Raw genomic sequence first — 26,130 nt, 5'->3', positions numbered from 1 at the left:
CATCCTCTATTAGGGAAGGTACGAGAGTGAATATCATACAAAGAGGTCTTAAACAAGGTGTTCAAGTTTCTTGGACGTTAGGAAAAATTGTTTTTCCAGTAACTATTTTAGTTACAATATTACAGTATACACCGATTTTGCCTTGGTTTATCAAATTAGTATCACCTGTCATGCAGCTTATCGGACTTCCTGGTGAGGCGGCAATGCCACTCGTTTTAGGAAATGCCTTAAATTTATATGCGGCAATTGGTGCCATTGTTTCGTTTGATTTTACAGTGAAGGAAGTATTCATTATGGCAATGATGCTTTCTTTTTCGCATAATTTGTTTATTGAGTCCGCTGTTGCCTCAAAGGTTGGTGTTAGTTGGTGGCTTATTTCGGGAATTCGAATTGCATTAGCGTTAATTGCAGCATTTATCATTAATTTAGTATGGAGTGGAGGTAGCGAGCCAGCACAATATGGTTTGATCGCCTCATCTGATGTTATTTTAGAAAGTTGGGTCGCTATTTTTCTGTATGGACTAAAAACAGCGACAATCGCGGTCTTACAACTTTCTTTCGTCATTTTTCCATTAATGCTAATGATGCAGTTTTTACGTGAGCTTGGTTGGTTAACACGTTTATCTAAAGTATTCGCACCATTCACTAGATTTTTAGGCATGAAGGAAAATACATCCTTCACGCTTGTCACTGGTTTAACAATCGGATTAGCCTTTGGAGCGGGAGTGATGATACAGGCAGTAAAGGAAGATGGAGTTTCAAGAAAGGACATGATGCTCGCGCTTATTTTCCTCGTTACTTGTCACGCTGTTGTCGAAGATACCGTTATTTTCATTCCTTTAGGTATTCCTGTATGGCCGTTACTGGTGATCCGACTTGTCATGGCGATCATCTTAACGATGGCTGTTGCATTTGTTTGGAACCGAATGGATCAACGAAAGGAGAGAGAGGTTACGTATGAGCATTAATACAATTTTGTTTGATTTAGATGGTACATTACTTGATTCGAATGAACTTATTCATCAATCATTTGTCCATACATTTAATCAGCATGGATATTCGTTTACGAGAGAAGAAATAGTAGCATTTAACGGTCCACCATTAATTAAAACATTTTCTAAGTTAAACCCAAATACGGCTGAAGAAATGATTCAGACGTATCGTACTCACAATTTAGAACATCATAATAAATATGTGAAGTTATTTCCAAATGTAAAAGAGACATTAAAGAAATTGCACGCACATGGATTTAAAATGGGTATCGTTTCAACAAAGATGCGTCCAGGGGTAATGCTTGGTTTAGAATTCACGGAAATAGATCGATTTTTCGATACGATTGTAACGATAGATGATGTAAATAATGCAAAGCCACATCCTGAGCCAGTTTTAAAGGCGATGAAAAACTTAGATGGCTCTCCGACAACTTCGATTATGGTTGGGGATAATTATCATGATATTGAATCAGGAAAAAATGCAGGTTTAAAAACGGTAGGTGTAGCATGGAGTTTAAAAGGAGAAGAATACTTACGACAATTTAATCCAACATATATGGTAAACGATATGCGTGATTTATTACCGATTGTAGGTGTGTAAATATGCGGAAAACGAAGCGATTTAAGGTAGCTGATGCAAATTCTTTATGGCATATTTATCAGACAGTTTCCTTTTTTAAAGTAATGAAAAATTTTATTATTATCCAAATTGCCCGTTATACCCCTTTTTTAAGTGTGAAAAATTGGCTTTATCGCACTTTCTTGGGGATGCAAGTGGGCAAAAGAACATCGTTTGCTTTAATGGTCATGCCAGATATTATGTTTCCGGAAAAGATAAAAGTTGGAAATAATAGTGTGATTGGGTATAATACAACCATTTTAGCCCACGAATATTTAATTGAAGAATATCGAATTGGCGAGGTTATTATCGGCAATGATGTGTTAATAGGTGCAAACACGACGATTTTACCTGGTGTAACGATTGGTGATCATGCCATTGTTTCAGCTGCATCCCTCGTGCATAAAGATGTTCCTGCTGGGGCATTTGTTGGCGGAAACCCAATGAAAGTTATTTATACAAAAGAAGAAATGGAAGCACGACAACAGAAGAATTCGGTAAGCGAAGAATGAATGGTTCACTGGAGTGAGGAGTCGTCAAAGGGTACGATTAGTGGGTAAAAGGTGTCCGAAAAGAATGTGAAATTGTTGAACCGGTCACGATTAGCTTCTAATCACATCTTGAAAAGCTGAAAAACAACAGTCCCTTAGACGATTACCAATTCTGGAATAGAGAAATGATTTTTAAGAGCCATGAATGGATGCCAAATCAGCACGAAATGATGTCTTCTTCCATACCATGATGACTGAAAAATTTCTTAAAAAAATCCATTGTTTGACGTCTGTTTCAGCAGGAAATAATACAATTAAATAACAACAACAAGCTTGGAATAATGCTTGTTCAATTGTGAGCATATTAATAGACGGAATGTATCCATTCTTATAAGCTATACATAGAGAGATGAATGGTATCAAAATAGGACAATAATGTAGATAATTTGACAAAACGGAAAGGGAGATCGTAATGAGTGAAGAGCGTTTGTATGATGTAATTATCGCAGGAGCAGGACCAGCAGGAATGACAGCCGCAGTATATGCATCGCGTGCAAATCTTGACACACTAATGGTGGAGCGTGGAGTACCAGGAGGACAAATGGCAGATACGGAAGCAATAGAAAATTATCCTGGGTATGAAAGTATTTTAGGTCCAGATTTATCAAATAAAATGTTTGAACATGCAAAAAAATTTGGTGCAGAGTATGCCTATGGTGACATTAAAGAAATAATTGATCATGGTGACTATAAAGAGGTTCACGCAGGAAGCAAAACATTCAAAACGAAAGCATTGATTATTACGACAGGGGCACAATATAAAAAATTAGGCATTACTGGAGAAGAAAAATTAACAGGACGTGGTGTATCCTATTGTGCAGTTTGTGATGGTGCATTTTTTAAAGACAAGGAATTAGCAGTAATCGGTGGTGGTGACTCAGCGGTAGAAGAAGGGCTTTATTTAACACGTTTTGCCAAAAAAGTAACAGTTATTCACCGTCGTGACACATTGCGTGCACAAAAAATCATTCAAGATCGTGCATTTGATAATGATAAAATGGAATTCATTTGGGACACTGTCGTTGAAACAATTAATGAAAAAGACGGTAAAGTAGGCTCCTTATCACTTAAAAACGTGAAAACAGATGAAAAGAGCGAATTTGCCATTGATGGTGTATTCATCTATATTGGGATGGTACCTTTAAGTGAACCGTTTAAATCATTAGGAATTGTAGACGATGAAGGTTATATTCCGACAAATGAAAACATGGAAACAAAAATTCCTGGTATTTATGCAGCGGGAGATATTCGGGTAAAAGATTTACGACAAGTTGTGACGGCGACAGGTGATGGAAGTATTGCGGCTGAAACAGCAATCAAATATATTGAAGAATTAAAAACACCAGTGAGCTAACGTACCTGAAAAGCGTTAGTCTTACTACCTAAAACGTTATTACTTTTTAATCGTATTGTAATAAATTAGAAATATTCATGGTGTATAATATATTTAAACTAATTGACCCCCTTTAATAAATTAGTTATTGGCACAGGTGAAAAATCCTGTGCTTTTTTTGTCGTTTAGGAAGTTATTCTTGATGATACGGTGGATAAAATTTATTGCTAAATTGGCTATTACTAGCTTCGACGCACAGGGCGTGCTCGTGCGCCTAACGTCAACGTCACAAACGTTTTTGATGAGACGAGCGTTAGTGCAAAGGTCTTCGATGGGATGAGTAATCGCAGTCCCAGTCCCATACCGTCTCGCTTTTAACTAGTAAGAGTGTTTGCACTTTTGTCGTTTACTCAGTACTTAACGCGGTAGTTCTTTTTGGTGCAATACGTACTATACTGTATAATAGAAGTAAGGAATAAAAATAATTACGTCATTCGTATTTTTTAAAATGTATGCTAACTATTTTAGGGGGAAAAGTTTAATGACTGGATTTGAAACGAAGTTAATGATTATTACTGGAATGTCAGGTGCAGGAAAAACAGTCGCCATTCAAAGTTTTGAAGACTTAGGTTATTATTGTGTGGATAATTTGCCACCAACATTAATCCCCAAATTTCTAGAGCTGATGAAAGATTCAACGAACAATATCCGGAAAGTCGCACTCGTTATTGATCTACGAGGCAGAGAGTTCTTTGATACACTTTATGAGTCACTTGATGTGATCAGTGAAGAAGATTGGCTTCAAGAACATATTATCTTCTTAGATGCTAAAGATGAAACACTTGTGAGTCGTTATAAGGAAACAAGACGTTCACATCCTTTAGATAAAGGTGGACTTCCACTAAACGGAATTAAACAAGAACGAAAAATCTTAGATGAATTAAGAGGGCGTGCACAGAAAATTATCGATACGACCAACTTAAAGCCAAAAGAGTTACGGGAAAAAATCCATGGATTATACGCTGATGAGCAAGAAGCAACTTTTTCTGTCCATTTTGTTTCGTTTGGGTTTAAGTATGGAATACCAATCGATGCTGACTTAGTTTTTGATGTACGTTTTCTACCAAATCCTTTTTATGTCGAACATATGAGACCTCTAACAGGACTAGATGAAGAAGTAGCTAATTATGTATTTAAATGGACGGATACGACTAAATTTAATGAAAAACTTCTTGATTTATTGCAGTTTATTATTCCGCAATATAAGAAAGAAGGAAAATCACAAGTAGTCATTGCCATTGGTTGTACAGGTGGACAACACCGATCCGTAGCACTTACAGAATATTATTCGCAAACCATCTCCGAAACTAATTTGACTCATATTACCCACCGGGATATAAAGAAAAGAAAGGGTCATTAATATGTCTTGCAGCATCGAACCAAAAATAGTTGTATTAGGGGGCGGCACAGGGATGCCGGTTCTTTTACGCGGATTAAAAAAATATCCGATTGAATTATCAACTATCGTTACAGTTGCAGATGATGGTGGTAGTACCGGAAGATTGAGAAAGGATATTGAAATACCAGCCCCCGGTGATATTCGGAATGTCATAGCAGCCTTATCGAATGTAGATGCCGAATTAAAGGAGCTGTTTCAACATCGCTTTCAAGTATCTAATGGGTTATCTGGTCATTCATTAGGAAATCTTGTATTAGTTGCGATGAATGCTTTAACTGGAGACTTTTATTCAGCTGTAAAAAAGGTATCTGATTTATTCCAAGTGAAGGGAAATATTTATCCAATTGTAAATGAATCTGTTACATTACATGCAGAAATGGATGACGGAATGATCGTATCTGGTGAATCAAATATACCAATGAAAAATAAAAAAATTAAACGCGTTTTTTTAACGCCAAACAATCTTGAACCAATGCCAAAAGTCGTTCAAGCAATTTTAGAGGCGGATATAATTGTTATCTCTCCCGGAAGTTTGTATACGAGTATTTTACCGAACTTAATTATTGCTGACGTCGTAAAAGCGCTAAATGATACGAAGGCAAAAGTTGTTTATGTATGTAATGTGATGACACAAGATGGTGAGACAAATAATTATCATGCATCTGACCATGTGCAAGCTATTTATAACCATATTGGTCCTAATACGATCGATTCGATTATCGTCCATAATCAGCCAATCCCTGAAGCTACATTACAGCTTTATGCTCGACAACATTCAGCACCAGTCATTTATCAAAAGGAAAATTTGCTCCAGTTAGGACTTCAAGTGATGGAAGAAGATATCATTGATCATTCGCAAACAGTGATCCGACATAATACGAATAAGATTGCAAAGTTACTATATGATTTGGCAATAAATAAGAAAAGGTAATCAAAAATTATCGTGTGGTAAAATAGACTGGCTAGCTCTCCTACCAACCGAAATATGCGAGACTACTGCGGGATAGGGAAGAGATTGGCAAGACCTCACAGAGCGAATGCCGGGGGAGGCATGCCAATCGCCTGCTGAAAGCGAGTATATTCAGGTGCTGGTTTAGGAAAACATCATTCCACACTTAATTTCCGAATACTTATAATAAATAAGCAAGAAGAGGATGAAGTGAAATGTCATTTACTTCTGAAATAAAAAAAGAATTAATCAGCATCGATGAAAAGGAATGTTGCTTAAAAGCGGAATTAGCAGCTATTATTCGAATGAATGGTGTTATTTCGACAATGGAACCAAATGAGACACTTGATATTCAAACAGAGAGTGCTGCAATCGCAAGGAGAATATTCACCTTATTAAAAACAATTTTCCCCGGAAAAATTGAATTACTCGTCCGTAAAAAGATGAAGTTGAAAAAAAATAATGTCTATATCGTCCGTGTGAAAGAAAAAGTAGAACTATTGTTACAAACTTTAGAAATTGATCATGAACAAGATGGATTTGAACAAACGGACTTGAGCGCCGTTTACAAAGAAGAATGTTGCAGAAGAGCATATTTACGAGGGGCCTTTATTGCAAGAGGGTCCATCAATAATCCAGAAACATCTTCCTATCATTTAGAAATATTTAATTTAGATCAAGACCATAACCATGTGTTATGTCAATTATTAAATGAATATCAACTTCGAGCACGTGAACTACAACGTAGAAATGGATATATTACGTATATAAAAGAAGCAGAAAAGATCACGGAATTTTTAGGGATTATCGGTGCACATAATGCATTATTTAAATTTGAAGATGTTCGAATTGTTCGGGATATGCGTAATTCGGTAAATAGAATCGTTAATTGTGAGACTGCAAACTTAAATAAAACGATAAGTGCCTCTGTACGCCAAATTGAAAGTATTAAAATGATTAAAAATAGTGTTGGGCTTGATGTATTACCAGAAAAATTGAAAGAAATTGCTGAAACAAGATTAGAATATCCAGAAGTAACGTTAAAGGAACTTGGCGAATTACTGCCAACTGGTACATTATCAAAATCAGGGGTTAATCATCGTCTGAAAAAGATCGAAGCTTTTGCAGAAACGCTTAAAATGGGTAATTCGAATTAAGTTCAGTTTCTTTTCATTATTTAAAATGATATAATAGCGGTAATTTAACATGTTTACGAAACGAATACGATAATTATACTGATAGTGGGCAACTTGATAACGCCTCCATAACAAGTGAAAAAGAAAGGATGATTTATTTTGGTGGAAAGATCCGTAGAGGTTAAACTAGAAACAGGATTACAGGCTAGACCAGCTGCACAGTTTGTTCAGGAAGCAAACAGATTTACAGCAGATTTATTTCTGGAAAAAGAAGGAAAAAGAATCAATGCGAAAAGTATTATGGGTTTAATGAGTATCGCAATAACAAAAGGGGAAACAATTACATTAATTGCAGATGGTCCGGATGAAGATATTGCACTTAATGAACTAGTTTCCTTGATTACATCAAAATCATTATGACCCTAACGTTTAATAGTTGCTTATCTGTTTTGTTTGAACAGAAAGCAAGTATACCATCTATTGACTGATATTTCGCAACATTAAAACTTAAATGAGGTAGATAAATGGCACATTATGATTATTTAAAACAAGCATTGGCTCGTACGAAGAAACCTTGCGCATTTTTAAATATGGATGCTTTACAAAAAAATATGGAAGCGATTACAAAAGCAGCGCAGAATAAGAAAATTCGGATAGCTAGTAAATCGATTCGAAGTGTCGATGTATTAAAGCATATTTTGTCATCATCACCTATTTTTCAAGGGATTATGTGTTTTACAGCTGAAGAAGCGATTTTTTTAAATGAATATGGATTTAATGATCTATTAATTGCGTATCCGATTTGGGATGAACAACAATTACGAGATATATGTAATTTGGTAAAAAAAGGCGCAACGATAACGGTAATGGTCGATTGCATTGAACATATAGAAAGACTAGAAATGATCGCTTTAGAAGAAAACGGAAAGTTTCTCGTTTGTGTAGATATCGATGTATCGACAAATGTATATGGATTGTATTTTGGAGTATATCGTTCCCCCATTAAAACAGTGGAAGATGCTATCTATATCATACAACGGATCGTGAATTCATCATATATAAAGTTAGATGGGCTCATGGGTTATGAAGCACAAATAGCAGGTGTAAAAGATGATGATCCGAATGAAAAAATACGTAGTACAATAATTCGAATGTTAAAAAGAAGATCATCAAAACTAGTTGTAAAGAAGCGGCAACAAATAATGGAACAAATTAAGAAAGCAGGAATAGTACTTCGTTTTGTAAACGGTGGTGGAACAGGAAGTTTACACGAAACGATAAAAGAAGCAAGTGTAACGGAAGTAACGGTCGGATCAGGTTTTTATAATTCACATCTTTTCGATAAATATGAACATTTTAAACTAGAAGTTGCTGCAGGTTTTGCAGTTGAAATTACGAGAATACCAAAAGAAAATATGTATACTTGTTTTGGTGGAGGATATGTCGCTTCTGGTGCAGTTAATCAAGATAAATTGCCAGAAATTTTTTTGCCACAAGGTGCAACCTTAACTAAAAATGAAGGAGTAGGAGAAGTGCAAACACCTATAAAGTATAATGGACCAATTGAATTGCAACATGGAGATCCAATCATTTTTAGGCATAGTAAAGCTGGCGAATTATGTGAGCGCTTTCATGAGCTGCATATTATTAAAAATGGAAAAATTATCGATGAGTTTCTTACGTATCGGGGGGAAGGAAAATGCTTTCTATAAGAAAAAGGAAACAAATAAGATGGAAAAATTGGTCCGAATCAATTTATTGTGAACCAGAAGACTATTTTAGACCGAAAAATTTGACGGAACTAATCGAGATTGTCGAAAAATGCCATCAACGAAATAAAACGATTCGTGTTGTTGGCGCAGGTCACTCATTTACTCCTCTCGTCGCAACGAGTGAAGTACTTGTTTCAATCGATGAACTTTCTGGCATAGATAAAATTGACCGAGATAATAACCTTATTACCGTGTGGGGAGGATCAAAATTAAAGGAACTAGGTGAACAACTTCATGCACATGGATACGCGATGGAAAATCTCGGTGATATTAATACTCAGTCGATTGCAGGGGCAATTAGTACAGGAACACATGGTACAGGAGTTAAGTTTGGGAGTATTTCAACACAAGTGGCTAGTGTAACTATTTTAACTTCTTCTGGTAAGTTAATGGACATTTCTCCTTCTGTGAATGAACATTTATTTGAAGCAGTTAAATTGTCATTAGGAATGCTTGGAATCATCATAAAAGTGACGTTAAAAGTTGTTCCAGCTTATCAACTGGTAGGACATAGTTACCGATATTCTCTCGAAAATTGTTTGCAACAACTTAATGAATTAAACGATGCCAACCGTAACTTTGAATTTTTTTGGTTTCCGTATACGAATAAGGTACAAGTAAAAACGATGAATAAGCAAGAGGGAGAAAGGAATATACGTCCAAAGCAGCATACATTTAAAAAAATAGTAATGGAAAATGGTGTATTTTTGGCGTTGTCGGAAATGAGCCGGATCGTTCCCCGTACGGCAAAAATGGTTAGTACAATTTCATCAATTGGAGTTCCAGTTGGTTCAGAAATAGATGATAGTCATTCGCTATATGCTACACCTCGCCTCGTAAAGTTCCATGAGATGGAGTATAGTGTACCGGCTGCTGCGATGGGGTCAGTACTTCAAGACATCGATAAAGCAATGAAGAAAAAACGTTTTAATGTCCATTTTCCAATCGAATGTCGCTATGTAAAAGGTGATAGTATTTGGCTAAGTCCTTCATATAAACGGGATTCAGCCTATATAGCAGTTCATATGTATAAGGGAATGGATTATACGGATTATTTTGCTACAATAGAAAATATTTTTCAATATTATGAAGGGCGACCACATTGGGGGAAAATGCATACGATGACATATGACAAATTAGTTGATCTATACCCAAGACTAATAGATTTCTTAAAAATACGATCACAATTGGATCATCGTCGGTTATTTGTAAATGAATATATTAGAAAGCTATTTCGCATTTAAACGTAAATCCCCCTCTCCTAAGTAAGGAAAGGGGGATATCGTTTTATTCTTTTCGCTCTAACACTTTATCGATTAAACCATATTCAACCGCACGTTCAGCAGACATGAAATTATCACGATCTGTATCTGCTTGAATGACGTCTAATGGTTGACCAGTTCTTTCTGAAAGGATTTCGTTTAATTTTTCACGCATACGAATAATCCGTTTAGCATGGATTTCAATATCCGATGCTTGCCCTTGTGTACCACCCAATGGTTGGTGAATCATCACTTCACTATTAGGTAAGGCATAACGCTTTCCTTTTGTCCCAGCAGCAAGTAAAAATGCACCCATTGAAGCAGCCATTCCAGTACAAATAGTTGACACATCTGATTTAATAAATTGCATCGTATCATAAATAGCCATTCCAGCTGTAATTGAACCACCTGGTGAGTTAATATATATAGAAATATCTTTGCTCGAATCTTCTGCCTCTAAAAACAACAATTGTGCAACGATAGAGTTAGCTACATTATCATCAATTGCACTTCCTAACATGATGATTCGGTCTTTTAATAAACGTGAGTAAATGTCATATGCACGTTCTCCGCGATTCGTTTGTTCAATAACTGTAGGTATTAAAACCATTTTAACATCCTCCTTTTTATCTTTATCCCAATTTTCATTTGAACCTAAGTTTATCATAACTATTTGGTCAAGAAAGGTCAAATAATATGTTTTCGTAAAAACATCTATCGTTCATCATGTCCAACTCCATTACTATTCAAACAAAAATAAGGAAAAAAGTTAAGAACTATAAAAAGTATAGCGTAATTTTTACCAAAAATAAACTACAGGAGAAGTTTTTAAAAATGATTTTTGAAAGACTTGTAATAATAGATAAGAGGCGGTATAATAGCCAATGTAGCTATTTGCGCCCGTAGCTCAGCTGGATAGAGCACTGGTTTCCGGTACCAGGCGTCGGGGGTTCAAGTCCTCTCGGGCGCGCTAGTGATAAACTTATATGTGACAAGGGATAAATGAATTTTTATCCCTTGTCACTTTTTTATTTTTTACGATAACTTGTAACCAAATTTCAAACGCCAGCTTAAAATCCTTCTGTTTAGCGAATGTAATAACGATCAGCGAAACCGTTTCTGGCTCTTTACCTTTTCGTTATCATTATAATGGAATGGAACTGCTTCAATTTGTAGTTGAAATTTGAATAACGAAGATTTGTTATTGACTCAACTTTCGCACCAATAAAATGAGTTCAACCAGTTCGCTTGTTAAGCTTCGGGTGCTTCACATTATTTCCTTGACAGTCTTGGTACAATAAGGACCCGCGAATACTCTCCTCCCAAATAAATATATTTCAATTGCGTATAAGAGTAACAAACGTAACGAACAGAGCAGGTGGAGTCTGAGTGTAAACAGCCTGTTAGAGCAAGCAGTTCCGCCAAAGTCAAATTGAGCACTGAAATCTTATCCTATTTCAGTCTACGAAGGCTTTTTGTCCATTTCACTCTACAAAAGTTGAGTTATTGCTTTCCACTATAAGTGTTCGTTACATTATGCGAATAAGGGTATTTTCAATCATGTTCGAATTTATCCTTGGAATTAATATGTATGAAATTGACTCACCTAAAAAGATGCAGCGGTGGGCGTCTCATTATATGAAATGAATTGTTTACTTCATAATAAGTCTCATTTGAAAATATCTCCATAGATAACCGGCTGGCATAAAACATTGCCAATCTAGAATTTAAAAAATAAACTACAGGATGCTTTGAATAGTGTCCAATTATGACAAGTTTATGACATTTTAAGTGTTTTATCATGGGAGCAGGAGAATAGCCTTTAATTATAGAAGAGGGTAAGGGTGGGGTATCTTCAGTACGGATTAGAAAGATATTTAATCGTAGTAACAGAACTGATATTTTAGCCTACTTTAAAAAATGAGGGACTTCTTTCTAACTGATCGTAGGAGTGGTAGCAATGAGGACAATATTAATTACAATGATTTTCTGTTATATATTTATCTTTATAATAGGTGCTTTTTTAGAAGATATTCTTTTTCCATGGGGAGGTGTTAGAGAATCACATTTAAAACCTATTTATCTTGGCATTATCTTTTTGAGCGGGTTAATCGTAGGTTGTACACTTTATATTGCTGAGCTTATAAAAGGGCAGAACGGTGAAGCAAAAGTTACAAAAAAGAAGAACGACGAAGAAAAAAATTAAAGTAAGAAAACGAAGTGAAAAACTTGTTACGTGTTTTATTTATTGTTTACGTTATGTAAGTCTGAACTGAATTTTGCAAAGGATTTCACAGTCTACAATCATGACAAAAAATCTGTCAGTTTATGAGTTTATGCTGAGTATGGTCATAGTGCTTTTCTACCCCTGATTTATTCTCGGTTCATTTTACCCGCAGAGTGTACGAAATAACATCAACCCACTTAGACGTTGAACTGCCATGAGTAGAAACGTTATTATAGCTTCTTTAGGGTAAGAAAAAATCTTCCATATACATAAACTCCTTGAAAAAAAGAAGACAAATCTACGTCTCTCTTGTGCAACTGAATCGTTAACCAAGAAATGTGGCAGTCATATTCTTTAAGTATTTTGAGTCTATTTTCCAGAAGCTTTTGAAATAAAAAACAGCCATCTGTGATCATTTTCACTGACGGCTGTTGTTTGTTATTTTACATCGATCACTGTTTCATCATCCATATCTTCATCTACTAAAGGTGGCTTTCTAACAAGTCCCATTATTCCAGCAATTAAGTATAAGATAAACTGGAAGAAACCAGTACCAAGCGTTCCAAGTAATATAACAATCGAAGTTAAGATTAGAATGATTCCAGCAGCTTTTGGTTTTTTATTTCCTTTAAAAAATATTAGTGCAACAATGCCAGCAACGACTCCGATCAAACATAAAAAGAACATGAACCAACCGAAACCAGCAATCACATTTAAGAAAGAGCCTGCTTCAAAAGCACCTTCTAATCCATCTTCGGCTAAACTATCATTGAAGCCTTCCTCAAAACCTAATCGGAAATAATCAGTATTGAGAAACGATGCTAACAATAGAAAACCAATTGCACCTAATACGTTTAAAATAAGTCCGATAACCGTCATAACTATTTCACCAGTTCTTTTCAAAGATAACCCTCCTTTTCATTTGTTATTCCATTAATTGTGATAAGTTAAACCATATATAGTTTATCGAAAATAAAAGAAAAAATCATCATACATAATTCCTATGTAAGATGATTTAATTTGTGACTATTTGACTATTGTAAGTTTTTTAAGTCGGAAACAATCTCATCCATTGCATCCATTTCTATTCCTGTGTAGTTTTTGATTACTTCTCCTTCAGGGTTAACTAAGAAAAATGACGTACCGTGCATTACTTGATCATCACCTTCAGGTGGTTCAGCAACTAAGCTTTTAAAGGATTTAATTGATAATTCTTTAATCGAATCAAAATCATACCCTGTTAAAAACGTCCAATTTTCTAAATCTGCTCCATATTCATTCGCATATTCCGTTAACACTTCCGGTGTATCACGATCGGGATCTACGGAAAAGGAAACAAGTTGGACATTCTCAATTCCTGCTTCCTGCATTTTGTCTTGTAAGATTTTCATATTTCGAGTCATTGGTAGACATACAGTTGTACAGTTAGTAAAAATAAAATCAGCAACCCAATATTCACCTTTTAAATCATCTCTTGTTAATGTGTCCCCAGCTTGTGTCGTTGCTTCAAAGTCCATCACTTCTTCAGACATCGTCGTTTCTACTTTATTGCCACCGCACGCGGCTAATATGAGTAAAGTGAAAATCATTGTACATTGTATTAATTTTTTCATCCAAATCCATCCTTTGATCATTTTCTTCGAAGAATCGTAAATAAAAGAGATGTTTCAATAAAACAACATTAAACATAGCATAACATAGAAAGTTGAATCGTAAATAGATAAACATGGAAGGTTCTGTGAAAAATTTGTGACATATGTTTATAGTGAGTAGGTTATTGTTTATACAAAAATAATTTTGTGACATAAATTAAGAATGAATAGGTAAAGAAAGGAGAGGTAAAATGAGTAGAAACCATTGCGGATGCCGAGGTAAATGTAATTGTCAAAAACCACGCCAAATTGTTTATCCAGTAAGAGAAGAGGTTAAACATTGCCATACAGAAGAACGCGTACAACATATCCACCCATCTCACACAACAGTAGTCAATCATCATACTATTAAAAATGAACATTTGTATCCTCATTCGACATCATGTGAAAACAGGGTAAATGAAGTCGATGTAAGAGGTGCATACGAGAGGCCAGGTAATGAAGTAAGAGGTGCATATGGAGGAAAATGTGACGGAAGGGTCGGTGGCGTAAGGGATAATAAATGTTGTGGTAGACGTAGAAGAGGCTGGTGGTAATTTTTATTATTAAGTAACCAAAGAGTAAAAATGAGTCAATGTTATCTTGCTTTGATGTAATATCGAATAAAAGCAGGTGTTCAATTTTAGATTGCACCCCAATTGTTAGGTGTGACGAACAATTGGGGTGCAGTTCACAATGTGGATACCTGCTTTTACCTATACATAGTTTACATTAGACAGAGTCTAAGCCAAAGAGTAGAACAGAAGCTACTACGTATTTTCTTTCATTCAAGTAATCAGAATCAATTAAGTGTTACAAATCAAGAACTTTTACTTTATCATCTACTTTTATTTGACCTGGTTGAATAATTTCTGCATATACACCGAAGTTTCCTTCATTCTTTTTAACGAGCGTTTTTAACACATGAATATCATTAGGTAAATCACCCTGTGCTAATGTCGTCATTACACAACGTTTTGTCGGCTGGATAATGTTAAGTTTGACTTCCTTGCCAATTTGTAAGGTTTTATTTACCCAGCTTTCTTCAACGAAACCTTCTTCATCTGGTACGTCAATAATGATATTCGGGCGAAATCGTCGGGCTTCAATTCTACTTTCTGGTAGTAATTTTCGTAGGGAATTTATTGTATTTGTTGTAATGATATGAATAAAAGCAATATCAAAAAAAGTATTTGTAGGAGATTGTCTAGAAAATATGGTTCCTCGATCTGCTAATTCCTCGATTTCCTTGGGAACATACCCTTCAAAAAAAGTAGCAGATTGTGACGGAGAGCGAAGCATTACCTCTCTGTTGAAACTTTCGGTTAATTTTTCATCAATATCATGATCATTACTATAAATCATATCACCACTTGGTAACATAATTTGTACATGAGGTAGGGTTTTCGTTATGGTGACAGGCTCTCTATATGTAGAATGGTAACGGAACATCGTTGGCCATTTTTTAGGATTTTTTGCATTCGCGAGTTTACCAGTCTCTTTGTCGATTACACCATACATCCTATCACCATAGATTCCGTTTTCGGTAAGATCACAAGCATTAAGTTCTTCTCCCATCATCGATTTAACTGGATATCTACGTAAAGATATAATTTTCAATCTACTAACCTCCTTCTTTTCCAATATTATACTATTAGTTGTTAGAATAATCACTAAACGAATATATTTTTTCTTTAATGGACTTTTTCTCTAATTATCGTTAAGATATGAAGAGGGTAAAAATTGCTATAAGCATGCAAACAAAGGAAGATGAATAAATGTTAAAAGCAGTAATATTTGATTTAGATGATACATTATTATGGGATCATAAAAGTGTAAGTGAGGCATTCAAATCAACTTGTGCAAAAGCAGTAGAAAAATATGATATTGACCCATTACAGTTGGAAGAAAATGTACGGAAACATGCGGAAGATCTATATCCAACATATGAAACGTATAAGTTTGTCAGTAATATTGGGATAGGCACTTTTGAAGGGATGTGGGGAGAGTTTCAAGATGAAGGAGAAGCATTTCAAAAACTCCGAGAAACTGTGCCACTTTACAGAAAGCAAGCCTGGTTACAAGGGCTTAAAGATTTAGATATTGAAGATGAGGAACTAGCAGAAACGTTAGCAAAAACTTTTCCAGAAGAAAGAAAAAAGCACATTTTTTTATATGATGAAACTTTGGAAGTGCTTGATGCATTAAAGGGGAAATATAAATTATTAATGTTAACGAATGGTTCTCCTCATTTACAACATACGAAGTTATCTTTATCACCTGAAATTGAGCCTTATTTTGATCATATCGTCATCTCAGGTGATTTTGGCAGTGGAAAACCAAGTACCGAATTATTTAATTATGCATTAAGTCTATTAGAAGTTGAAAAAAGAGAAGTAATTATGGTTGGGGATAATCCGCTAACTGATATTTTAGGTGCTTCAAAAATTGGCATCGATTCTATCTGGATTAACCATCATAATAAAGAACTTACAGAAGTGACACCTACGTATGAGGTAAGTAGGTTAAAGGAAATAATGCCAATAATAAAATCATTAAATGAATAATAGTTTAATCAAAGTGAATGATAAAAGATAAAATCATGTTGTGGTTTTATCTTTTTTATTAAGATATAAAAAAATGGAGGAGGCAATATGTTTGGGGTGGATATATGTTTTTTTAGCCGCTTTTGTAGAAATATTTTGGGTGTTAGGATTAAAATATTCTTCTAACTTTCTCATGTGGTCGGGTACAGTTATTACAATTATTTTTAGTTTTTATTTTATTATTAAAGCGTGTGACCTGTTGCCTTCTGGTACAGTATATGCTGTCTTCACTGGTTCGGGAGCTGCCGCAATAGCAATTATTGATTTTACTTTATTAGGTGCTGAGTTTACTACTTGGAAAGCCTTTTTTATTGGTCTAATTATAACTGGTGTAGTTGGAATTCAGTTGACGACAAGCAGTGGTGGAGTAGATGAAACGAGAGGGAGAGGAAAGCTGAAAAAGGAAGAAGGGCAAGTAGATAGTTAATGATTTCTTCTGAAAACTGTAGTTGTGTGACGAAACATTTTGAAAGGGTGAAGTTTACATGGCTTGGACTTACTTAATTATTGCTAGTTTAGGTGAGATATTTGGTGTTGCAAGTATTAATATGTTTTTAAAAAGAAAATCATTTTTATGGTTACTAGCAATCGTGGTAACATTTACTTTCGGCTTTATTTTTCTAGCTCTAGCGATGAAAGAAATTCCCTTAGGAACTGCTTATGCGATTTGGACAGGTCTAGGAGCAACTGGTGCAGTTATAATGGGCGTACTATTCTTTAAGGAACCAGCGGGATTATTAAGGTTGTTATTTTTAACATGTATTATCTCTGGTGCGGTAGGATTAAAGGTGGTTGGGTAAAATGAAAAGGGAATAGGTGTGAAAACGGGCTATTCAATTAGTCAATAATGTAAAAACATTAGGGGATCTTCCGTTACATTCGCCCACATCCTGAGCGTCGTGGGCGAATGTAACGGAAGTCATCATATCCTCTGAAGGTCCGTTCCAGAGAGCTACGCCGCCTCAGGCGACACGATGTTTAGTACTGGCGTTGCCACACAAGGCTTTTTGATGGGGCGAGCATTTAGCGGAGTCCCAAGGCTTTTTGATGGGACGAGCATTTAGCGGAGTCCCAGGACGTGGCGTTTTTAGCCAGTGGAACTTCTTGGTCTTTTTATCGACCTTTTTGAACAAGCACTATAAGGTTCACGGATCTGAATAGCCCTTTTTATTTTTCGTTGACTATTGATTGATCTAGTATCCAAAATTTCGATCCATTCATTAATGTTAGTCCTGCATGATTTAATAACGTACGCATCGTGCCTCGGCTGCTGATGTTTAAAAACTTTCGGCAATCTTCATTTTTTATTTTGTTTCCAAAGAGTAATATGTAGTCATATATAGCTTTTATATGTGCATTACTAGAACAAAAAGTACATTTCATACAGCGCCAATAACGTGTAAATCGCTTCATTCCAAGTGTCCTACACGATGGACATTGAACACCAGTTAAGATGTCACTTTTTTGAATCCCGTACGTTTGAAATACATTATATTGAAAGTCCTCACTTTTATTCATAATTCTCGTTATGATGTTATTTTTTAAAGGATTATTATTCTGATTTGTTATTTTTAATTGTTCATTTATTGTTATTATTCTAAGGGGAACTTCGTCTACGTAAGCTACTATTTTTTCTATTGATCTTGCATCTCCTGTTACAGTAAATACAGTGCTATGTTCCGCAAATGAAATAAAATAATAAATAGGTAGACCACTTAAATTCAAATTTTGTAGCCAACGAATTAAGTGGAATTGCGCATTTTCAATTTGTGTAATCGGATCTTTATACCCCACAAGCTTTTCTCCATCACTTCGAGTAAATTGTTTTAACTTTGTATCAAAATTGACATTGCCATCAAAACTTTTTACATCTATCATAAAAATTGCATAGGGTGTGAGAATGATCGAATCTATTTGACATGCTTTTCCATTTAGCCTCAAAGTAACATCACTTAAAATAGCATATTCCTTAGGCAACATTTGTAGATGATAATCTAATTTCCGCTCACCATTGTATCCTTTTTGATAAAAAGCAGCCTGTTTTCGAAGTAGTGGTAATTTTTTATGGCTGGCTGGTAGCCGAGAAATTATTGCATCAATCGTTTGAAGTGGTAACGGTTTTTTTCGTTTTCGTAAAAACATTCCCTTCTCCTTTCCGGATAGTAACTAATTGCTACTTTACCTTGAGAAAAAAAGAATGTCAAAATCGCAAAAATAAAAAATAGAAAGAATTTTTTAACAAAAAGTGATAAATGAATGTGGAAATACAATTATTTTATAAGGAAATGGCAAATTAGCTAGATTTATTTATGTAAAATGAAAATTTCTATTCGTTTTTTTGTTTTATTTTGGGAAGAACAACAGTTGGGGGAAAAGCTTAAGTGAAAAATTGTTTATGGGTAAAATGTTATGTTTAAAGTGAAAAATGCAAGGTTTAAATGTGGAATGCAGAGTTCAAGTCAGTAATGCGGAGTTCCAGAGAATAATGCAGAGTTCAAAACCCAAATGCACAGTTTACGAAAATAATGCTAAGTTCAAGTCGATAATGCGCAAGTTCATAAGAATAATGCAGAGTTCGAAAGTGGAATGCGTAGTTCCAACGAATAATGTAAGGTTCAAATCGATCATGCAGCGAATGTTAGGAAAATACCAAGTTCAATAAATTTTATTGGTTCAAAAAATCTGATAATACATAATAAAAAAGCTCCTTTTTAAAAAAGGTAGCTTTTTTATTCGTGAAGATCCCATGCGAGTTTGACGGAGTCGATAATGTAGTTGGCAACTTCTTCTTCGTTAAAGTGATCGGTCATTAATTTTGAATTATGTTCTTCATACGTGCTTTTTCTTGCGTTAAATAGTTCTTCAATATCTTCTAAAGAACGATCCTGCAAAACGGGGCGACTGTCGACCAACATGTGCAGACGCTCTTTCCAAGAGTCCCAAGAAATATCTAAATAAAAAACGATACTGTGTTTAAGACAAGCATTTCGAATATCTTCTTGCATAAAAGCACCACCACCAAGCGAGATCACTTTTAATGGCTGTTTACAGTAGCGGAGAACATATTCTTTTTCTTTTTCACGAAACTTCCGTTCACCAATTTTCTTAAAAATATCCGTCGTTGGCATTCCAAACTCTCTTTCAATTTCAAGATCAATATCGACAAAATCTCTGTACAGTTTCTTTGCAACAAGTTGCGCAACTGTCGTTTTTCCTACTCCCATAAAGCCAATAAACACAAGGCTTTTCTCACGCATGGATAGATTTTCAATATTCATTTTTCTCCCTCATACGATCAACAAAAAATTATGTTAATTGGTTGAACGCTGTCGTAACTTTTTCACGACCTTCTTCAATTCTTGGATGGAACTGAATCGTCGCTGCTTCACGTGTCGCTTTAACATTGTTGATTGCAACTTTCAATTTACCATCAACAGTCGCATTTTGCAACGTATTTTTCACGATTGATAAACCTGCAACTGCACCTTGTTCACGGGCAACTTTTGCACTTTCAATTCCAGTAATATTACCAGCAACGTAAATGCCTTTCATCGAAGTTTCCATTGCTTCATTATGGATAGGCACATGTCCACCTAATTCCTCACTATATTGGAATGGAACACCAACAACTGCAGCCAACTCAGCCAATGGATATAATCCACCTGCAATACAGACGAAATCGACTGGAATCGTTTCTTCTGTCCCACGAATAATATCACCATCGACAGTGACATCAACCATCGTAACCGATTCGACTTTGTCCGTTCCATTTATTTCTTTAATTGCTTTACGAAGGTGAATTGGCATGTCCCACATTTTCACTCCACCTTTAGGAAAAAACTGCAAAGCAATATTTTGTACAAACTTAAACTTAGCGAATTTGCTTCCAAATTTAATAAATGCAGATGGGGCTAAATGTGCGATTCGTACTAAACGCTCCATTACTAATCGTGGATTTGCTTGGTCTTCTGAAACGGCATTTCGAGCAGGAAGTGCCATACTATGAAGATCAATTCCAGCTAACTGTAATTCACGTGCAATCGCAGCTGATAAGACATTGACACCAACGACAATTCCTTTTTCGCCAACACTTACACGGTGAACGTTCGTCATTACTTGTGCCGCTCCGATTGACATAACACCAGGTAATGTCCACCCCGGGATTGGAGCAGCCGTTTCAGCAGCACCTGTTGCAATTAAAATATTTTTAGCCGGGAAGTTCTTTTTATTCGTATGTACGACAAAATGATCTTCAAGCTTTTCAATATGATGTACTGAAACTCCACAGCGAATATCTGTGTTCAGCTTTTCAGCTTTATCTACTAAAATTTTCGTTTCTTCAATACCATTCCACCATTCACCAGTTGGCTCTTGGTGAAGCTGTCCGAGAAGTCTCCCGCCCGGTTTTGGGAATTCATCAAGTACAGTAACACGTAAATCGTTTTCTCTACATTGAATAGCGGCAGATAAACCAGCTGGTCCTGCACCGATAATTACAACATCATTTATTTGCATTCTTCTTCTGCTCCTCCGATCGAATAAATTCATCATACGTTCTTGGAAGATCCCCTTCATTCTTTGGATCTAACGGAGACGGTTGAACTTTACCGCTTTCAATTACCATATTCTCCTTAATGGGTGTTAAACATGCGCGTACATTTGACACCTCATCCACTGTAACGCGACACTCATAACAGTGACCAATATTACAATAAATGCCACGTGGATTTCCTGATTCTTCATGTTTTCTTAGTGTACGGATACCATGAGCTAGTAATGCTGAAGCAATCGTATCGTTTTCATACCCATCATATGATTGTCCATCAAATGTAAAGGTAATTTTCTTATTTTCTTCTAATTTACCTAAAACAGGGTGATTCACAATTCGTTTAGTCGTCACTTGCTTTTCCTCCTAAATCAGATAAAGAAATTGGTCGAACAGGTGGTGAAACTTTTAATGGGATTGCATCTGTTGGATTTTCTTTCGTTAAGTCCGTTAATACTTTATCTACGGCTGGTCGACAAGTACGCCCACCGCAAAAGCCCATACCTGCTCTAGTCCGTAATTTTAATTCACGGGCAGTGCAATTAAATTTTTTAGCAGTTTCTTCAAGATCTTTCAAAGAAACTTCCTCACAGCGACATATTATTAAATGTTGCATAAATTAGCCTCCTTACACGGATATGATAAAAAATATTAAGCAATAATTCTATTCTAACACAAAACATTCTTTATTTTATGTTAAAATTAGAATATAATGAGAAAAAGTTTAATAATTGTAGCTGGAGGTATTGTTTATGAGTAATAAAAACTATGAAGTAGCCATAATTGGCGGAGGTATCGTTGGTTGTGCGGTTGCTTACTATCTTGCTGAATCAGGATTAAAGTGTTTATTAATTGAAAAGAATGATATTGCAAGCGGGACAAGTTCTCGTTGTGATGGAAATGTTACAATTGTCGATAAAGATCCTGGTTTTGATAGTCAAATGTCGTTAGTTAGTCAGGAATTATTGAATGATTTGCATAAAACACTTAATCTTCCTTTTGAATTTAGGGAGCATGGTAGTATTCTAGTTTGCGATAATGACGATGAAATGCAGGCAGCAGTAGATTGGGTAAAAACGCAAAGCGATAATGGACTTAAATTTAATGTATTAGACCAAAATGATATTCGTAAAGAATCACCATTTTTTGCGCACGATATTCCTGGGGGACTAGAATGTGAAACAGATTCACTAATTAACCCTTATTTATTTTGTTACTCATTAATTGAAAAAGCCGGAAAAGATTTTGGCTTAGATGTTAAAGCACAAGCAGGAGTGACAAATATAACACGTGGTGAAAGTGATTTTACGATTGAAACGAGTGACGGAACATTCCAAGCGAACAAAGTGGTCAATGCTGCTGGCGTTTGGGCTCCATTTATCGGTGAAATGCTCGATATTGACATTCCGATCATTCCACGGAAGGGGCATATTATTGTTGGTTCAAGACAACAGCCAGTAATGATGCGAAATGTAATGGAATTTGGGTATTTAATGAATAAATTTGGTCGCGAGCGTATTGCCGATAAACGTACAGCTGAACATGGTGTTGCATTAGTACTTGAGCCAACAGAATGTCAAAACTTTTTACTTGGAAGTAGTCGTCAATTTGTCGGCTATGATAGTTCTATCGACATTCAAGTAGTGCAAACACTTGCAAGACGTGCGTTACGCTTTTTCCCTAAAATGGATGACTTTAAAATTATTCGTACGTATACAGGTTTCCGTCCATTTACAGAAGATCATTTACCAATTGTTTCAGCAGTGGAAGAAGTACCGGGATTCTACATTGCGGCAGGTCATGAAGGAGATGGCATTAGTTTAGCAACTGTGACAGGGAAACTAATTGAGGAATTAATTAATGAAAAGTCGGAAACAATTATTCCAACAGAGCCTTTACGTTATGATCGATTTGCTAAGTCGAAAATACTATCATAAGAACAGTATCAAAAAGTATCTTTTTATTTAGAGTCTTTCCTAAAATGTTTATGTTATGATGCGAATGGAAAATAAGATTTTAACTAAATATGTATAAACACTAACGACTAAGAAGAAGCGCGAACTTGTTACCCGTGCCTGTATAAATAAGTTCGCGCATTTAATTTTATTCTGCTAGTAATTATTTATGCTTATTAAAATTTTATGTAAGCGTTAAAATAATAGAAAAATGTAAAAAAAGTTGATATAATAATTTAGCTTATTAAATCATATTATATTTTCTAGAAAACGACGGGGGATTATCATGTTTAGAATCTTAAAGATAGGAAGCGCATTTATTGGTATTATTGTCGGAGCTGGATTTGCATCTGGGCAAGAGATTTTGCAATACTTTACAAGTTTTGGTCATTTAGGGACATTGGCAGCAATTGTTTCAACTGCATTATTTGCCTATCTTGGTATGACACTAACGAAAGTTGGCAGCCGCTTACAAACTAATTCACATAAAAATGCGATATATGAAATAAGTGGTCGTTTTTTAGGAATAATCGTTGATGCCATTATCGTTTTTACATTATTCGGCGTTGGAGTTGTTATGATTGCGGGAGCTGGTTCAACATTAAACCAACAATTTGGACTTGCACCATTTGTCGGTAGCTTAATTTTAGTTGTCCTTTTAATATTAACGATGATGTTGAAAGTTGATAAAGTCGTAGCAGTAATCGGCAGTATTACACCATTTTTAATTTTAGCACTTATTATTATTTCAGTTTATAGTTTATTTACGATGGATGCTTCTTTTAACGAATTGAATCCGATTGCACAACAACAAGAATCTTCTATGCCGAACTGGTTTATTTCTGCTATTAACTATGTATCGTTTAATATTGCAGTTGGGGCAGGTATGGCAATCGTAATGGGTGGAGCAGAAAAAGATGAAAAAATTGCGTCACTCGGTGGCCTTGTTGGGGGACTTGGAATTGGAGTTCTTATCATCCTTGCTCATCTTGCCATCTTCTCAAAAGTCGATGTCGTGGCAGCATATGATTTACCTTTATTAAAAATTGTTGAAGAAATTTCACCAGTACTTGGAATTTTTATGTCACTCGTATTGTTCGGAATGATCTTTAATACAGCTGTAAGTATGTTCTACGCATTTGTTGCTAGGTTTTTTGAAATGGGTACGAAAAAAGCTTATCTTGCAACTGTAGTAACTTTAGTAGTTGGGTTTATTGCAAGTTTTGTAGGATTTACAACATTAGTTTCCAAATTTTACTCAACAATCGGTTATTTAGGATTATTCTTGATATTTGCACTAATTTATGCACCATTTAAACTTGCAAAAAACGCGAAAAATTAAACAAATTTGTTATTTAAATATGAGAGTAATAAGCTGAAAAAGTCGTTCGTTTGTTGGAACGACTTTTTTAATCTTCGTAAGTTTGGGATGATTCTTTGAACTATATTTTGTCCAAAAGTACTGCATTCTCGTTTTTAAAGCCATCCTAATTCACACTAATGGAGCATTCCTGTTTTAAAGCTAGCATAATTCATGGTAAGCTCACATTCCTGTTTTAAAGTCGGCATAATTCACAATAAGCCCATAATCGCGATTTGGAACTAGGGTTCCTCGGTATAACCAAAATCACGTATTAAAAAAATGGAGCGAGTGACTGTTTCTTTTCCTGTTAATATGGTAAAGTTCTAATGGTAGGTTTTCATGTAGGAGGAGAACATTTTGATTGATAAACGTGTCTATATGCTAACGATTATCGCGTTTGTCGTAGGAATGGCCGAATTAATTATTGGCGGTATTTTAGATTTAGTTGCTATAGATTTAGGCATAAGTATTAGTAATGCGGGATTATTAATTTCCGTTTTTGCCGTTGTATTTGCTATATCGGCTCCAATTTTTCTTATTATTTTTGCCAAAGTCGAGCGGACACGATTAGCTTTTATAGCGCTAATCTTCTTTTTGATCGGAAATATCATTGCAATTTTCAGTCCGACTTTTATGATGTTAATTGTTGCAAGAATTATTTCGGCTGCAAGTGGCTCATTAGTTGTTGTATTATGTATTAATCTTGCATCAAACATTGTTGAGCCTGCATTCCGTGGAAGGGCGATTGGACTTGTTGTAATGGGAGTGAGTGGGTCGCTCGTTTTAGGTCTTCCAATTGGTGTAACACTAGGCAATATGTTTACTTGGAGAGCACCATTCATTTTAATTGCAACGCTAACCGTATGCTTAATGATTGCTATGCCAGTTTTTCTGAGAAGAGTTCCGCCCAAAAAGGCTATTCCACTACGTAAACAAATCGCGACATTAAAAAACTATAAAATTTCATTAGCCCATTTAACAACATTTTTCTTTTTAGCTGGTCATTTCACGTTATATGGATATTTAACTCCATTTACGAAAACAATGCTTGGGTTTAGTGGAACGACGATTTCAATTTTATATTTTGTCTATGGAATTGCTGCAGTTAGTGGCGGTGGGTTAGGCGGGATAGCGGCAGACCGATTTGGCATCCGTCAGACGATCCTTATCGTCGTTTCTCTATTAGCTTTTTGTTTATTGATTATACCGTTTACGGTAAATATAGTAGTGTTATTTTGGATTATTTTAGTTTTTTGGGGAATGATGAGTTGGGCCATTACGCCACCAATTCAAAGTCATTTAATACTGCTATCACCAGAAACATCCGATATTCAGCAAAGTTTAAATAATGCATCTCTTCATTTAGGAATTGCCTTTGGTACATTTATCGGTAGCATGATCGTTCATTTTGGCTCTATCGAAATGAATGCACATGTTGGAGTTATCTTTATTGTGATTGCTTTTATTACAGCGATGATTTCGACAAGACGAGAACTCCATTTTGCCAAAAATGTTGCTTGATCAAATGAACAACAAGGTACTGTCTGAAAAGTGTATTACAAAAAAAAATCATTACCAATGAATTTAATTTTCTGCATGTTTAAATGGTTAAAAAATCGAGCACTCCTAGCTCCAGATATGAAGAGCGTTAGTGGAAAACGTTAAAGCAGATCGAGCTTGATAACGAGCATCATGTCTATATAACGTTTGTTATCCACACTAACACGTC

Annotated in this window: 27 protein-coding genes and 1 tRNA gene; 19 read left to right on the top strand and 9 right to left on the bottom strand. The window is 35.4% G+C overall.

Translation table 11 applies throughout. From position 1 onward, the window contains the following. Nucleotides 1-26: 26 nt before the first annotated feature. The 10 genes from DFR56_RS04495 to DFR56_RS04450 all read left to right on the top strand — a co-directional run bounded on the left by DFR56_RS04495 (nt 27) and on the right by DFR56_RS04450 (nt 10,055). Nucleotides 27-968 carry a nucleoside recognition domain-containing protein gene (locus DFR56_RS04495; RefSeq protein ID WP_110394224.1) on the top strand — a complete coding sequence of 314 codons (942 nt, stop codon included), beginning with the start codon at nt 27-29 and terminating at the stop codon, nt 966-968. Beyond that, the gene (ppaX, locus tag DFR56_RS04490; RefSeq protein WP_110394223.1) at nt 958-1,593 is read left to right on the top strand and encodes a pyrophosphatase PpaX; all 636 of its coding nucleotides are present in this window, start codon (nt 958-960) and stop codon (nt 1,591-1,593) included. Before DFR56_RS04495 ends, ppaX begins: the two co-directional genes overlap by 11 nt. A 2-nt stretch (nt 1,594-1,595) precedes the next feature. Next, nucleotides 1,596-2,123: an acyltransferase gene (locus DFR56_RS04485; protein WP_110394222.1), complete on the top strand. Its 528-nt coding sequence runs from the start codon at nt 1,596-1,598 to the stop codon at nt 2,121-2,123. 451 nt (nt 2,124-2,574) lie between these two features. Next, nucleotides 2,575-3,516, top strand: coding sequence for a thioredoxin-disulfide reductase (trxB, locus tag DFR56_RS04480; RefSeq protein ID WP_110394221.1), 942 nt, complete (start codon nt 2,575-2,577; stop codon nt 3,514-3,516). 520 nt (nt 3,517-4,036) lie between these two features. Next, nucleotides 4,037-4,915, top strand: a complete 879-nt coding sequence (gene rapZ, locus DFR56_RS04475; protein ID WP_110394220.1) for an RNase adapter RapZ — start codon at nt 4,037-4,039, stop codon at nt 4,913-4,915. A 1-nt stretch (nt 4,916) separates the two neighbouring features. After that, entirely contained in the window at nt 4,917-5,885 is a 969-nt protein-coding gene (locus tag DFR56_RS04470; protein ID WP_110394219.1) for a gluconeogenesis factor YvcK family protein, read from the top strand. A gap of 233 nt (nt 5,886-6,118) precedes the next feature. Then, complete coding sequence (gene whiA, locus DFR56_RS04465; protein WP_110394218.1) at nt 6,119-7,060, top strand: DNA-binding protein WhiA; 942 nt, start codon at nt 6,119-6,121, stop codon at nt 7,058-7,060. A 138-nt stretch (nt 7,061-7,198) separates the two neighbouring features. Beyond that, nucleotides 7,199-7,459 (top strand): HPr family phosphocarrier protein, encoded by a 261-nt coding sequence (locus DFR56_RS04460; protein ID WP_110394217.1) that lies wholly within the window; start codon nt 7,199-7,201, stop codon nt 7,457-7,459. A 104-nt stretch (nt 7,460-7,563) separates the two neighbouring features. Then, complete coding sequence (locus DFR56_RS04455) at nt 7,564-8,751, top strand: amino acid deaminase/aldolase (protein ID WP_110394216.1); 1,188 nt, start codon at nt 7,564-7,566, stop codon at nt 8,749-8,751. Then, complete coding sequence (locus DFR56_RS04450; RefSeq protein ID WP_110394215.1) at nt 8,739-10,055, top strand: D-arabinono-1,4-lactone oxidase; 1,317 nt, start codon at nt 8,739-8,741, stop codon at nt 10,053-10,055. The genes DFR56_RS04455 and DFR56_RS04450 overlap by 13 nt, the downstream gene beginning before the upstream one ends. A 43-nt stretch (nt 10,056-10,098) precedes the next feature. Here DFR56_RS04450 and clpP read toward each other — a convergent pair whose 3' ends face one another. Further along, complete coding sequence (gene clpP / locus DFR56_RS04445) at nt 10,099-10,740, bottom strand: ATP-dependent Clp endopeptidase proteolytic subunit ClpP (protein WP_110394334.1); 642 nt, start codon at nt 10,738-10,740, stop codon at nt 10,099-10,101. 229 nt (nt 10,741-10,969) lie between these two features. Between clpP and DFR56_RS04440 the strand changes: the two genes are divergently transcribed. Both DFR56_RS04440 and DFR56_RS04435 read left to right on the top strand, forming a co-directional pair. Then, nucleotides 10,970-11,043, top strand: a tRNA-Arg gene (locus tag DFR56_RS04440). A gap of 990 nt (nt 11,044-12,033) precedes the next feature. After that, entirely contained in the window at nt 12,034-12,279 is a 246-nt protein-coding gene (locus DFR56_RS04435) for a hypothetical protein (RefSeq protein ID WP_110394214.1), read from the top strand. 459 nt (nt 12,280-12,738) lie between these two features. Here DFR56_RS04435 and DFR56_RS04430 read toward each other — a convergent pair whose 3' ends face one another. Continuing rightward, entirely contained in the window at nt 12,739-13,203 is a 465-nt protein-coding gene (locus tag DFR56_RS04430) for a DUF4064 domain-containing protein (protein ID WP_110394213.1), read from the bottom strand. Nucleotides 13,204-13,334: 131 nt separating this feature from the next. Next, nucleotides 13,335-13,913 (bottom strand): SCO family protein, encoded by a 579-nt coding sequence (locus tag DFR56_RS04425; RefSeq protein ID WP_110394212.1) that lies wholly within the window; start codon nt 13,911-13,913, stop codon nt 13,335-13,337. A 230-nt stretch (nt 13,914-14,143) separates the two neighbouring features. On the opposite strand from DFR56_RS04425, the gene DFR56_RS04420 reads away from it, so the two are divergent. Next, the gene (locus DFR56_RS04420; protein WP_110394211.1) at nt 14,144-14,488 is read left to right on the top strand and encodes a CotD family spore coat protein; all 345 of its coding nucleotides are present in this window, start codon (nt 14,144-14,146) and stop codon (nt 14,486-14,488) included. A 256-nt stretch (nt 14,489-14,744) separates the two neighbouring features. Here DFR56_RS04420 and DFR56_RS04415 read toward each other — a convergent pair whose 3' ends face one another. After that, on the bottom strand, nt 14,745-15,551 hold the full coding sequence (locus DFR56_RS04415) for an MOSC domain-containing protein (protein ID WP_242694456.1): 807 nt from the start codon (nt 15,549-15,551) through the stop codon (nt 14,745-14,747). A gap of 158 nt (nt 15,552-15,709) precedes the next feature. On the opposite strand from DFR56_RS04415, the gene DFR56_RS04410 reads away from it, so the two are divergent. The 3 genes from DFR56_RS04410 (at nt 15,710) to DFR56_RS04400 (ending at nt 17,337) form a co-directional block, all read left to right on the top strand. Continuing rightward, nucleotides 15,710-16,498 carry an HAD family hydrolase gene (locus DFR56_RS04410; RefSeq protein WP_110394210.1) on the top strand — a complete coding sequence of 263 codons (789 nt, stop codon included), beginning with the start codon at nt 15,710-15,712 and terminating at the stop codon, nt 16,496-16,498. A 91-nt stretch (nt 16,499-16,589) separates the two neighbouring features. Then, nucleotides 16,590-16,964 carry a DMT family transporter gene (locus DFR56_RS04405; protein WP_110394209.1) on the top strand — a complete coding sequence of 125 codons (375 nt, stop codon included), beginning with the start codon at nt 16,590-16,592 and terminating at the stop codon, nt 16,962-16,964. Between the two features lie 58 nt (nt 16,965-17,022). Further along, the gene (locus tag DFR56_RS04400; RefSeq protein ID WP_110394208.1) at nt 17,023-17,337 is read left to right on the top strand and encodes a DMT family transporter; all 315 of its coding nucleotides are present in this window, start codon (nt 17,023-17,025) and stop codon (nt 17,335-17,337) included. A gap of 367 nt (nt 17,338-17,704) precedes the next feature. Here the strand turns inward: DFR56_RS04400 and DFR56_RS04395 are convergent, their stop codons facing one another. From DFR56_RS04395 to DFR56_RS04375, 5 genes are all read right to left on the bottom strand, one after another. Then, nucleotides 17,705-18,679: a nuclease-related domain-containing protein gene (locus DFR56_RS04395; RefSeq protein ID WP_110394207.1), complete on the bottom strand. Its 975-nt coding sequence runs from the start codon at nt 18,677-18,679 to the stop codon at nt 17,705-17,707. Between the two features lie 587 nt (nt 18,680-19,266). Next, entirely contained in the window at nt 19,267-19,815 is a 549-nt protein-coding gene (locus DFR56_RS04390; RefSeq protein ID WP_110394206.1) for a shikimate kinase, read from the bottom strand. 28 nt (nt 19,816-19,843) lie between these two features. Continuing rightward, nucleotides 19,844-21,046, bottom strand: coding sequence for an NAD(P)/FAD-dependent oxidoreductase (locus DFR56_RS04385; protein ID WP_110394332.1), 1,203 nt, complete (start codon nt 21,044-21,046; stop codon nt 19,844-19,846). Then, nucleotides 21,039-21,437: a (2Fe-2S)-binding protein gene (locus tag DFR56_RS04380; RefSeq protein WP_110394205.1), complete on the bottom strand. Its 399-nt coding sequence runs from the start codon at nt 21,435-21,437 to the stop codon at nt 21,039-21,041. Before DFR56_RS04380 ends, DFR56_RS04385 begins: the two co-directional genes overlap by 8 nt. Then, nucleotides 21,427-21,699: a (2Fe-2S)-binding protein gene (locus DFR56_RS04375; RefSeq protein WP_110394204.1), complete on the bottom strand. Its 273-nt coding sequence runs from the start codon at nt 21,697-21,699 to the stop codon at nt 21,427-21,429. The genes DFR56_RS04380 and DFR56_RS04375 overlap by 11 nt, the downstream gene beginning before the upstream one ends. A 136-nt stretch (nt 21,700-21,835) precedes the next feature. On the opposite strand from DFR56_RS04375, the gene DFR56_RS04370 reads away from it, so the two are divergent. From DFR56_RS04370 to DFR56_RS04360, 3 genes are all read left to right on the top strand, one after another. After that, complete coding sequence (locus DFR56_RS04370) at nt 21,836-23,020, top strand: NAD(P)/FAD-dependent oxidoreductase (protein ID WP_110394203.1); 1,185 nt, start codon at nt 21,836-21,838, stop codon at nt 23,018-23,020. Between the two features lie 304 nt (nt 23,021-23,324). Continuing rightward, a complete protein-coding gene (locus tag DFR56_RS04365) occupies nt 23,325-24,380 on the top strand; it encodes a YkvI family membrane protein (RefSeq protein WP_110394202.1) in 1,056 nt (351 codons plus the stop codon). A gap of 378 nt (nt 24,381-24,758) precedes the next feature. After that, a complete protein-coding gene (locus DFR56_RS04360) occupies nt 24,759-25,922 on the top strand; it encodes an MFS transporter (RefSeq protein WP_342353138.1) in 1,164 nt (387 codons plus the stop codon). Nucleotides 25,923-26,130 lie beyond the last annotated feature (208 nt).

It is taken from the genome of Pseudogracilibacillus auburnensis, assembly GCF_003201975.1.
GTDB classification, from domain to species: Bacteria; Bacillota; Bacilli; order Bacillales; family Amphibacillaceae; genus Pseudogracilibacillus; species Pseudogracilibacillus auburnensis.
The sequence above is the reverse complement of the archived record's forward strand: the minus strand, read 5'-3'. Positions and strand labels throughout refer to the sequence as shown.

Bases quoted from the DNA above. Each gene is read 5' to 3' on its own strand.
- ppaX (WP_110394223.1), top strand. From the start codon at position 958: ATGAGCATTAATACAATTTTGTTTGATTTAGATGGTACATTACTTGAT.
- DFR56_RS04485 (WP_110394222.1), top strand. From the start codon at position 1,596: ATGCGGAAAACGAAGCGATTTAAGGTAGCTGATGCAAATTCTTTATGG.
- trxB (WP_110394221.1), top strand. From the start codon at position 2,575: ATGAGTGAAGAGCGTTTGTATGATGTAATTATCGCAGGAGCAGGACCA.
- rapZ (WP_110394220.1), top strand. From the start codon at position 4,037: ATGACTGGATTTGAAACGAAGTTAATGATTATTACTGGAATGTCAGGT.
- DFR56_RS04470 (WP_110394219.1), top strand. From the start codon at position 4,917: ATGTCTTGCAGCATCGAACCAAAAATAGTTGTATTAGGGGGCGGCACA.
- whiA (WP_110394218.1), top strand. From the start codon at position 6,119: ATGTCATTTACTTCTGAAATAAAAAAAGAATTAATCAGCATCGATGAA.
- DFR56_RS04455 (WP_110394216.1), top strand. From the start codon at position 7,564: ATGGCACATTATGATTATTTAAAACAAGCATTGGCTCGTACGAAGAAA.
- DFR56_RS04450 (WP_110394215.1), top strand. From the start codon at position 8,739: ATGCTTTCTATAAGAAAAAGGAAACAAATAAGATGGAAAAATTGGTCC.
- clpP (WP_110394334.1), bottom strand. From the start codon at position 10,740: ATGATAAACTTAGGTTCAAATGAAAATTGGGATAAAGATAAAAAGGAG.
- DFR56_RS04435 (WP_110394214.1), top strand. From the start codon at position 12,034: ATGAGGACAATATTAATTACAATGATTTTCTGTTATATATTTATCTTT.
- DFR56_RS04425 (WP_110394212.1), bottom strand. From the start codon at position 13,913: ATGAAAAAATTAATACAATGTACAATGATTTTCACTTTACTCATATTA.
- DFR56_RS04420 (WP_110394211.1), top strand. From the start codon at position 14,144: ATGAGTAGAAACCATTGCGGATGCCGAGGTAAATGTAATTGTCAAAAA.
- DFR56_RS04410 (WP_110394210.1), top strand. From the start codon at position 15,710: ATGTTAAAAGCAGTAATATTTGATTTAGATGATACATTATTATGGGAT.
- DFR56_RS04400 (WP_110394208.1), top strand. From the start codon at position 17,023: ATGGCTTGGACTTACTTAATTATTGCTAGTTTAGGTGAGATATTTGGT.
- DFR56_RS04395 (WP_110394207.1), bottom strand. From the start codon at position 18,679: ATGTTTTTACGAAAACGAAAAAAACCGTTACCACTTCAAACGATTGAT.
- DFR56_RS04390 (WP_110394206.1), bottom strand. From the start codon at position 19,815: ATGAATATTGAAAATCTATCCATGCGTGAGAAAAGCCTTGTGTTTATT.
- DFR56_RS04375 (WP_110394204.1), bottom strand. From the start codon at position 21,699: ATGCAACATTTAATAATATGTCGCTGTGAGGAAGTTTCTTTGAAAGAT.
- DFR56_RS04370 (WP_110394203.1), top strand. From the start codon at position 21,836: ATGAGTAATAAAAACTATGAAGTAGCCATAATTGGCGGAGGTATCGTT.
- DFR56_RS04365 (WP_110394202.1), top strand. From the start codon at position 23,325: ATGTTTAGAATCTTAAAGATAGGAAGCGCATTTATTGGTATTATTGTC.